The following is a 7654-nucleotide window of genomic DNA, read 5'->3' as shown; positions in this document are numbered from 1 at the left end:
TGAAGGAGTTTCTGCTTTTCGTAAAGACGAATCGCCTTAACTTGGTGCGTATGGGGCAAACGAAGACGTTTGACCCCGGCCACCCGGCCGAAAATGTATTTCGGAACGTCTCTGCGAGGGCAACAAAAAATCCCCAGCGACGTGCTCGTCACTGGGGATCGTTCTCGACGGATCACAGTTCAGGCCCGGATCAGTTGGTGGCGGGCTTTACATCCTGATTCTGGGCCTTCAGGTAGGTCAGCAGGTCCACAAGCTCCGAAGGAGCGATTGACGAAGCTGTCCCTTCCGGCATGCTGCTCATCTTCTGAACAGCCCGCTCTTCGACATCGGCTTTCGCAATCTTGCGAACAATTTTGCCATCGAAAATCTCAATCGTCGTGTCGTCTTCCTTCACCAGCAGGCCCGAAACCGCCACACCATCGGCAGTAATCAGCAGCGTGGCCCGGTACTTGGGATCAACTTCCGCATTCGGATCGATAATCGATTCGACGATCTTGATGGGCTTCATGCGTTTGGCCACACCCGCCAGATTCGGACCATACTCACGGCCTTCACCATTCCCCACTTTGTGACATGAAGTGCAATTGCGAACGAAAATCTCGCGGCCGCGGTTGGTATCTCCCGAAAGATCAGCCAGCCCCGTCATCGCTTTATTTCGCTCTTCTTCAGGCTTTGGTTCCGCACTGAGCAAGGTCGTGATGAACGGCAAAGCGGCTGCACCTGATTTCGATGCGGAAAGAATCTGTGTCACAATCTCTTTCGAGCGAGGTGGTGCAGGAATCTTCCCTGTCAGGTAATCCGCACGCCACAGTGGTTCGTGGGCAGCGAGTGCGTGGCGGATGGTGTAGTCAGCCCAGTAATCGGCAGGCTTTTCAGTCATTGCCAGCACGGCCTGAGCGGCAGCAGGATTATCGTAATAGCTCAAACCACGAGCCGCTTCCGTGCGAACGCGAGGATGTTCATCGCGGGAAGCGGTGATCAGCAGAGACATCGCATCGGGAAGCTCGTCGCGGTAATCAGCCACAACGTGTACGGCGGCCGCCCGCGCGTTCGGACTGGGTGAAGCCAACAGAGCCTGAATCAGGGCTTGATCATGCTGATGATGACTGGCCAGCACCCACATGGCTTCGCATTGCAGGCGAGGATAATCCTCAGACTTCGGATCGAGCTTGGCGAGCCAGGCCTTCACGCCGTCAACCACCTGCTGGGTTGGTCGGCTGTTGAGTTCATTACGGGCCCGGTACCGGGTCCGCCACTCGTAAACTTTGGTTTGATCAAGGAGTTCTTCAATCGACTTGCCATGCTGTGTCACAGGAGTCAGCAGGGGACGATCCTTCGCCACCAGGCGATAAATGCGACCGCGGGTATGATCGCGATTCGGATCGCGCTGAGAATACTGCATGTGACCAATCAGCGCATTGGCCCAGTCGCCAAACCACAAGGCACCATCCGGGCCAATCTGAGGATCTGCCGGACGGAAGTGCTTATCAGTGGAGGCAATCAGGTCGTCGGGTTTCCCATCGGTCAGCTTCATTCTCTTGCCGGCGAATCCACCGCCATCATCGTTGATGGTGAAACGGGGCATACCGTTCATGTTGATCACGCAGGCGTAGGTAAACTGCTTCTGGACGCTTTCCGGGAAATGTCGGCTTACGAGCCATTCACAACCCAGAGCCGGTCGCATCCCTTCCTGATTGAAGACCATATTGAGGCCGGTTCGCCCCCGGAACTGAGCACCGGAAAGGGGAGTATCCCAGGCATGATTGGCGGTTGTGCCATCGCCCACAATCCCCTGGCCCCACTCATCAAAGACATAGCACCACATGTTGTACTGGCCGGGGAGTGCAAACTGGCGAATCTTTTGCGATCTGGGGTCAAAGACATATGCGCCACCATTCCCCTGACTGCGATGCGGGCCCCAGGGGGTTTCCAATGTTGTACTGGTGGCAATCCCTTCGAGCATGTGGAGCAGGCCGCTATTCGACCACTCGAAGGCACTGCAAGTGTGGTGAGTATCGTCAGTAGCCCAGCCATCGATGAGATGGACAACCACATCGGCCTTATCGTCACCATCGGTATCCTTGAGCCACAACAGTCGCGGCTGATCGACAACCAGCACGCCACCATTCCAGAACTCGAAACCTGTGGGGCAATGGAGCTTGTCGTAGAAAACTGTGCATTTATCGGCTTTGCCATCCTGATTGGCATCTTCCAGAATGATCAGGCGGTCATTGGGCTTGGCGTCGCCAGGCTGCCACTGGGGATAAGTGGGCATGCAGGAGACCCACAGCCGGCCTTTGTTATCGAAGTTGAGCTGCACAGGCTTGGCGAGTTCCGGGAACATCGTTTCATCAGCAAAAGCCTTGATCTCAAAGCCTTCGGGAACCTTGGTCTGTGCGATCAGTTGCTCCGGTGTCAGATACCGCAACTCGGTGGCTTCGGAGTAGGCTTGCCGGGGATTGCCAAACCGGGTGGGTGGAACAATCAGTTCCCCCGTGTTGTCGTCGTTGGGCTTCGAGGCGGGTTTGCCACTGGCCAGATCCCAGATGTACTGATCCCGCACTGCGGCCATGTTGCGAATCTTCACATATTCGCGCGGGAATGTTTCTGTATCCCAGGTCCGGCGGCCACCGTAAACATACCAGCCATTCAGCATGCGGTAGTCTTGCAGGTGGATCCACGACTTATCGTTAACAGCACTGCGCAGCTCCTGATTGATCGAGCTGACTTGACCCAGTGCCGACTGGCCGAACGCACTGGCAAACAGCAGTTTGGCAACTGCCAGGTCACCCTCTTCGTTCAAATGGCAGCCATTGATGGTGTGCTGCAGGCCTGTTTGAGCATCAAACAAGGCCTTGGAACCAGCAAAGACATCGATGCAGGCGAGCTTGTTCTGGGCAGCGACATCGCGAACCGCCTGGGCATAGAGGGCGAGGTTCGTGTTTTCGGTGTCACCCTTGGGAAGCAGCGGCTCGCCGGATACTTCGAAGGCCAGTGGAGTCACCAGCACAAATCGAGGCGGCGACTTGGCGTCGTCGCGAGGATATCGCTGAGTGGTTTCCTTAATGAACTTCTCGTAATCCTGCTTGAACTTTTCGACCCCTTCCGGGCCGGCATACGATTCATTGAAACCAAAGAAGCAGATGTATGTATCTGCGCCGAAAGCCTTCTGAGGATCATCGAGATTGGTGTAATCGCTCGAGCGCTGATGAATGGAAACTTCTTCCGCAGGGCGGCCAAAGTTACGAATCACCAGTTTCTTTTCAGGAAACTTGCTGTGCAACAGCGTTTCGAAATTGCCAAACAGATTCATGCGTTCGGCAAAGCTGTTCCCTAGAAAGGCAATACGCTCACCTTCGATAAATTCCAGTGGCAACTGGCTGGCAGGAAGAGCTGGCCGCTTGGGACGCGGAGGCGTCGCCAGAAGTTTCTCGGCCAGGGCTTTATCGGGAGCCTGCGCCAGTACCTGAGGCATGCCAGTGAGCGATTCGAGCGAAATGCTCTCCGTGAGGATAGCCCCGCCCAGACCGGCAGCAGCTAGTACCGCCAGCGAAGTGATGGCTCTGCTGTTCTGCCAGAAATTCCAAGTCATCATCGATTTCAAGATCATGCGTAGTGTCCTGCAATTCACGAAAGGTGATTTCTCATCGTGGCGACATCACTCGAATCCACTCTGCACACAGAAACATTCTGGGTAGAGAGCAACAACTCTTCATTAACCGTCAACTCTGCTCGAAGATTCTGTCATAAAAAATCAGAAGTTGCCATTTTCATAGCAAAAGATTCCAACTTCATGAACGAATCACGGATTGTTTCTACGTTTTCCAAAAAGCAGCGTCGCCTTGTGAGTTGTGAAAACATGCTTGCCCAGAGCTGCAAGCATGGCACACAGAGCACTCTGCACTCTAATTTTATGGAAAGCGCATGACGACTGACCATCTCTGATTGTTGAGGGAGGCGGCGGCCAGGGAGGAAAAGTCGGGCGGGTTGATATCAAGAAACTTTCATGTGACAGTTTGCCAGATCAGCCTGTGCGAAAGCAATCACGAATGTTTGAAAGTCTGATGGATCAAGGCCGGATTTTCCGAAGGCCCCTTCTGACAATTGCCTCCCTGAATCCATTAACATTTCCTTCTGTACGAGACTTTTCCAGTAAACGTGATGAGAAAACGAGCAAAATTGCGCGACTGCGATTTCCCAGCCTGTTGCAGGCGGTATGAACTTTCCACAATACGAATATGGAAGATCTCACTCAAAAACTTCAGCAAGCTCTGCAGCTCGCCTCTCGAGCACTGCTGAATGAACGTGTGCGACCTGGCCTGGCCCATTGGGAAGGCGAACTCTCGACCTCGGCATTATCAACAGCCACAGCCGTTATGGCCCTGTTTCAGTACGCCAGAAGCCAACAGGCCAGTGGGCGTCTGCAAAAGGTTTTCGATGAGAAGTCCGAAGGCGACTGGCGACTGATCGAACAAGGCCTGGCGTGGCTCCTTCAGCATCAACTGACCGACGGCGGCTGGGGCGATACTGACAAAAGTCTCTCGAACATCAGCACCACCATGCTCGCTCATGCCACGCTGGTCGCTTGCCGGGAAGCTGTTGGACAACAAAGTCTGGTGCTGAACGCCAGCGATATCGACGCCGCCATTGAGCGAAGTGGCCGCTTGATCGAAGATTTAGGAGGCATTCAGGCGATTCGTGATCGATACGGGAAAGATCACACGTTTTCAGTTCCTATCCTGACCCATGCGGCACTGGCAGGTCTGGCGTCGTGGAATGAGATCCCCGCACTCCCTTATGAACTGGCACTCTTGCCGCATCGCTTTTTTGAGGTCATTCAGCTTCCTGTCGTTTCGTATGCCTTACCCGCTCTGATTGCAATTGGGCAGACGCTGCATTTGAGGCAGCGAACGTGGAACCCCTGGTGGTGGGTGCGGCGGGCTGCCATTCCGGGCACTTTGCAGAAATTGCAGAGCATACAGCCCGAAAGTGGTGGTTTTCTCGAAGCGACCCCACTGACAAGTTTTGTGACCATGTGCCTCGCCAGTGTCGGACGTGTGGATCATCCCGTCACACAGGCGGGGCTTAAATTTATTCGTGATTCGGTCCGGCCCGATGGAAGCTGGCCAATCGATACCAATCTGGCAACGTGGGTCACCACGCTTTCGATCAATCATCTGGGGGCTGAGGCTTTTTCGCCGGACGAACGCAATGCTCTGATCAACTGGCTGTTAATGCAGCAGTATCGAACGATTCATCCTTATACCAATGCCGCTCCCGGCGGCTGGGCCTGGACGAATCTCTCGGGCGGTGTACCCGATGCCGACGATACTCCCGGAGCCATGCTGGCTCTGATGGAACTCGACCGGGTCTCAGGTGTGTCCTTAGAAAATCATTCGATCGAAAAGGCCCTTCATCACGCTGCGCTGTGGTTGATCAAGCTGCAGAATCGCGATGGTGGCTGGCCGACCTTCTGCCGAGGTTGGGGAGCACTCCCTTTTGACCGCAGCTCGAACGATATTACCGCTCATTGCCTGCGGGCGCTGATTCAATATGAACGCAGGCTCAACGACGCCACTGTTGATGCCACTTCCAGACCACCTGCAGTTGAAGTTCCTGCCCCTGAGTTTCGAGAGCCAATGCAACGAAGCATCCAGCAAGGCTTTGAATATCTCGAAAAGACGCAGCGGGAAGATGGGTCGTGGCTGCCATTATGGTTTGGCAATCAACACAGCCCCGATGATGAAAACCCCTTGTACGGGACATCACGAGTGCTCCTGGCCTATGCGGATGCCGGTCTCGCAGGAAGCTCGGCCGCATTACGCGGCTGTGACTGGCTGGTGAGACATCAACATGCGGATGGTGCCTGGGGGCCCGGTACATCGATAGAAACGGCTGATACTTCCGATGCCGAGTCCGATGTCGAGGGAGAACCGGCCAGTATCGAAGAAACGGCTCTCGCCTTGATTGCGCTCTGTCGCTTCGACGCCACCCATAACGTCTTGCATCGCGGAGCCTCCTGGCTCATCGACAAGGTTGAAAACGAGACCTGGTGCGAGCCGACGCCGATTGGTTTTTACTTTGCAAAACTCTGGTACTACGAAAAACTTTATCCGCAGGTCTTTTCAGTCGGTGCACTCAAATCTCTGGCACTGCGACTCGGTTCGACACTGACTTCACTCTCGGAAAATGCCCAGGCTCACCGTCAAGATGAACCATCGCGCCTCCCCAGCGCAACCGATCGAGTGGCGGACTCAATGCACCCGCAGCGAACATCACCTGCGATCGATGTCGCGAATGGGGGCATCACCCGGGCTTGAGAGCAGCCTTCATGAAATCACTGAGCCAGTCCGGTTTGATCATTCGCTGGTTGCAGTTTCTACTGTTACTCGTCGTATGCTGGATGGTCATGACGTTCACACATGAGGTTGGTCACATTCTGGCAGGCTGGGCCGCTGGCGGGCATTTGCACTCGGCAGATCTTCTGCCCTGGCACCTTCCACAAAGCCATTTTGAGCCCAACCCTCACCCCCTGATCACGCTCTGGGGTGGCCCAGTCTTAGGCATTGCCATTCCCGTGCTGCTTGCAATGATCGTGCGGCATCGCCTTTCCTAGATGATCGCGCATTTCTGTATCCTCAGCAACGGGCTTTATCTGGCTGTTGCGTGGTACACAGGAGACAACCACCTCGACACCGCAAGACTCTTCGCGGCTGGCAGTTCTCCAGTCATCGTTGGCATTTATTGTACGCTCACTATCAGCGTCGGCTATCTCCGCTTCCGGCACGATTGCCGACAGTTTTTTGAAGGGGATAAGCGATTTATTTTGAGCAGTGTCTCACAACCCTGGGGTAAAACGTGGTGAAATGCATTGGTAAGGTGCCACTGCTGTCTTGCCCAGCCGTGGTGCGTACTGAGCATGACGGCTATTTCGACGAGGGGTATTGCGGATGGAGGACGATTGGTGAAACTTTCTGGCTATTATCGAATGAGAGCCAGGATTGACCACCCAACATGCCTACGTGGCAGCGCTGTTACAGAAAGTCTATAAATGAATTCATTTGATGAGGTCCTAAATTTCTTATCAGCAGATAGATACTTCAATCCGTCGCTGGTAGATCGCCACACTCGACTTATGAAAGAGTTCATTAGAAGAGAAGCCATGGCCTCTCGAAGACTAGGAATCTCCTCCGACACACCGTTTATTGATTTGTCTGGCATTGTTTCAATGGGCATGTCCAGCGACGATTCGCTGACGCAAAACATAATTGCGTCTTTCGCATCATCTACAGCGGAGCATAAGTGTTGCCTGTTTATGCTGAGTTGGTTCAAGGCGATTGAGCATCAGGATGCCGCAACTCGCATTAACAATGAACTGGCCCCTTATGCTCCCCTGCTGCTCTTTTTTAGAGAAGGAGGTTCGTTTACGAAGGAGCATGGTGTCTTCATAGATATCGATGATACATCTGGCTTCGATGCGAACGAGGTCCTTTGTAGTGACTTAAAGTCGCCATTCTCTGAAGAGCTATAGTGTCGCGAGGGCGCGACTGGTGATTAGCGATGATTTGGTTCGCAGGGTGGCTTGTATTCGAGTTCCTTGTGTGCCTCAGGTAGTATAGCTTCGTCGTCGCATGAACGGCCATAAGAGGCGTTT

The 7654-nt window shown here is 54.1% G+C and carries 4 protein-coding genes; 3 read left to right on the top strand and 1 reads right to left on the bottom strand.

The annotated features are described in order from the left end of the window. Positions 1-190: 190 nt before the first annotated feature. Entirely contained in the window at positions 191-3610 is a 3420-nt protein-coding gene (locus A6X21_RS11255; protein ID WP_110766456.1) for a PVC-type heme-binding CxxCH protein, read from the bottom strand. A gap of 628 nt (positions 3611-4238) precedes the next feature. On the opposite strand from A6X21_RS11255, the gene A6X21_RS11250 reads away from it, so the two are divergent. From A6X21_RS11250 to A6X21_RS11240, 3 genes are all read left to right on the top strand, one after another. Continuing rightward, on the top strand, positions 4239-6320 hold the full coding sequence (locus tag A6X21_RS11250; RefSeq protein ID WP_068847902.1) for a prenyltransferase/squalene oxidase repeat-containing protein: 2082 nt from the start codon (positions 4239-4241) through the stop codon (positions 6318-6320). 11 nt (positions 6321-6331) lie between these two features. Then, the gene (locus tag A6X21_RS25030; RefSeq protein WP_205847455.1) at positions 6332-6616 is read left to right on the top strand and encodes a hypothetical protein; all 285 of its coding nucleotides are present in this window, start codon (positions 6332-6334) and stop codon (positions 6614-6616) included. A gap of 435 nt (positions 6617-7051) precedes the next feature. After that, complete coding sequence (locus A6X21_RS11240; protein WP_068847900.1) at positions 7052-7531, top strand: hypothetical protein; 480 nt, start codon at positions 7052-7054, stop codon at positions 7529-7531. The last annotated feature ends 123 nt before the right edge of the window (positions 7532-7654 follow it).

This window comes from Planctopirus hydrillae, from assembly GCF_001707835.1.
GTDB classification, from domain to species: domain Bacteria; phylum Planctomycetota; class Planctomycetia; order Planctomycetales; family Planctomycetaceae; genus Planctopirus; species Planctopirus hydrillae.
The sequence above is the reverse complement of the archived record's forward strand: the minus strand, read 5'-3'. Positions and strand labels throughout refer to the sequence as shown.

Coding starts and splice junctions, on each gene's coding strand:
- A6X21_RS11255 (WP_110766456.1), bottom strand. CDS start 3,610: ATGATCTTGAAATCGATGATGACTTGGAATTTCTGGCAGAACAGCAGA.
- A6X21_RS11250 (WP_068847902.1), top strand. CDS start 4,239: ATGGAAGATCTCACTCAAAAACTTCAGCAAGCTCTGCAGCTCGCCTCT.
- A6X21_RS25030 (WP_205847455.1), top strand. CDS start 6,332: ATGAAATCACTGAGCCAGTCCGGTTTGATCATTCGCTGGTTGCAGTTT.
- A6X21_RS11240 (WP_068847900.1), top strand. CDS start 7,052: ATGAATTCATTTGATGAGGTCCTAAATTTCTTATCAGCAGATAGATAC.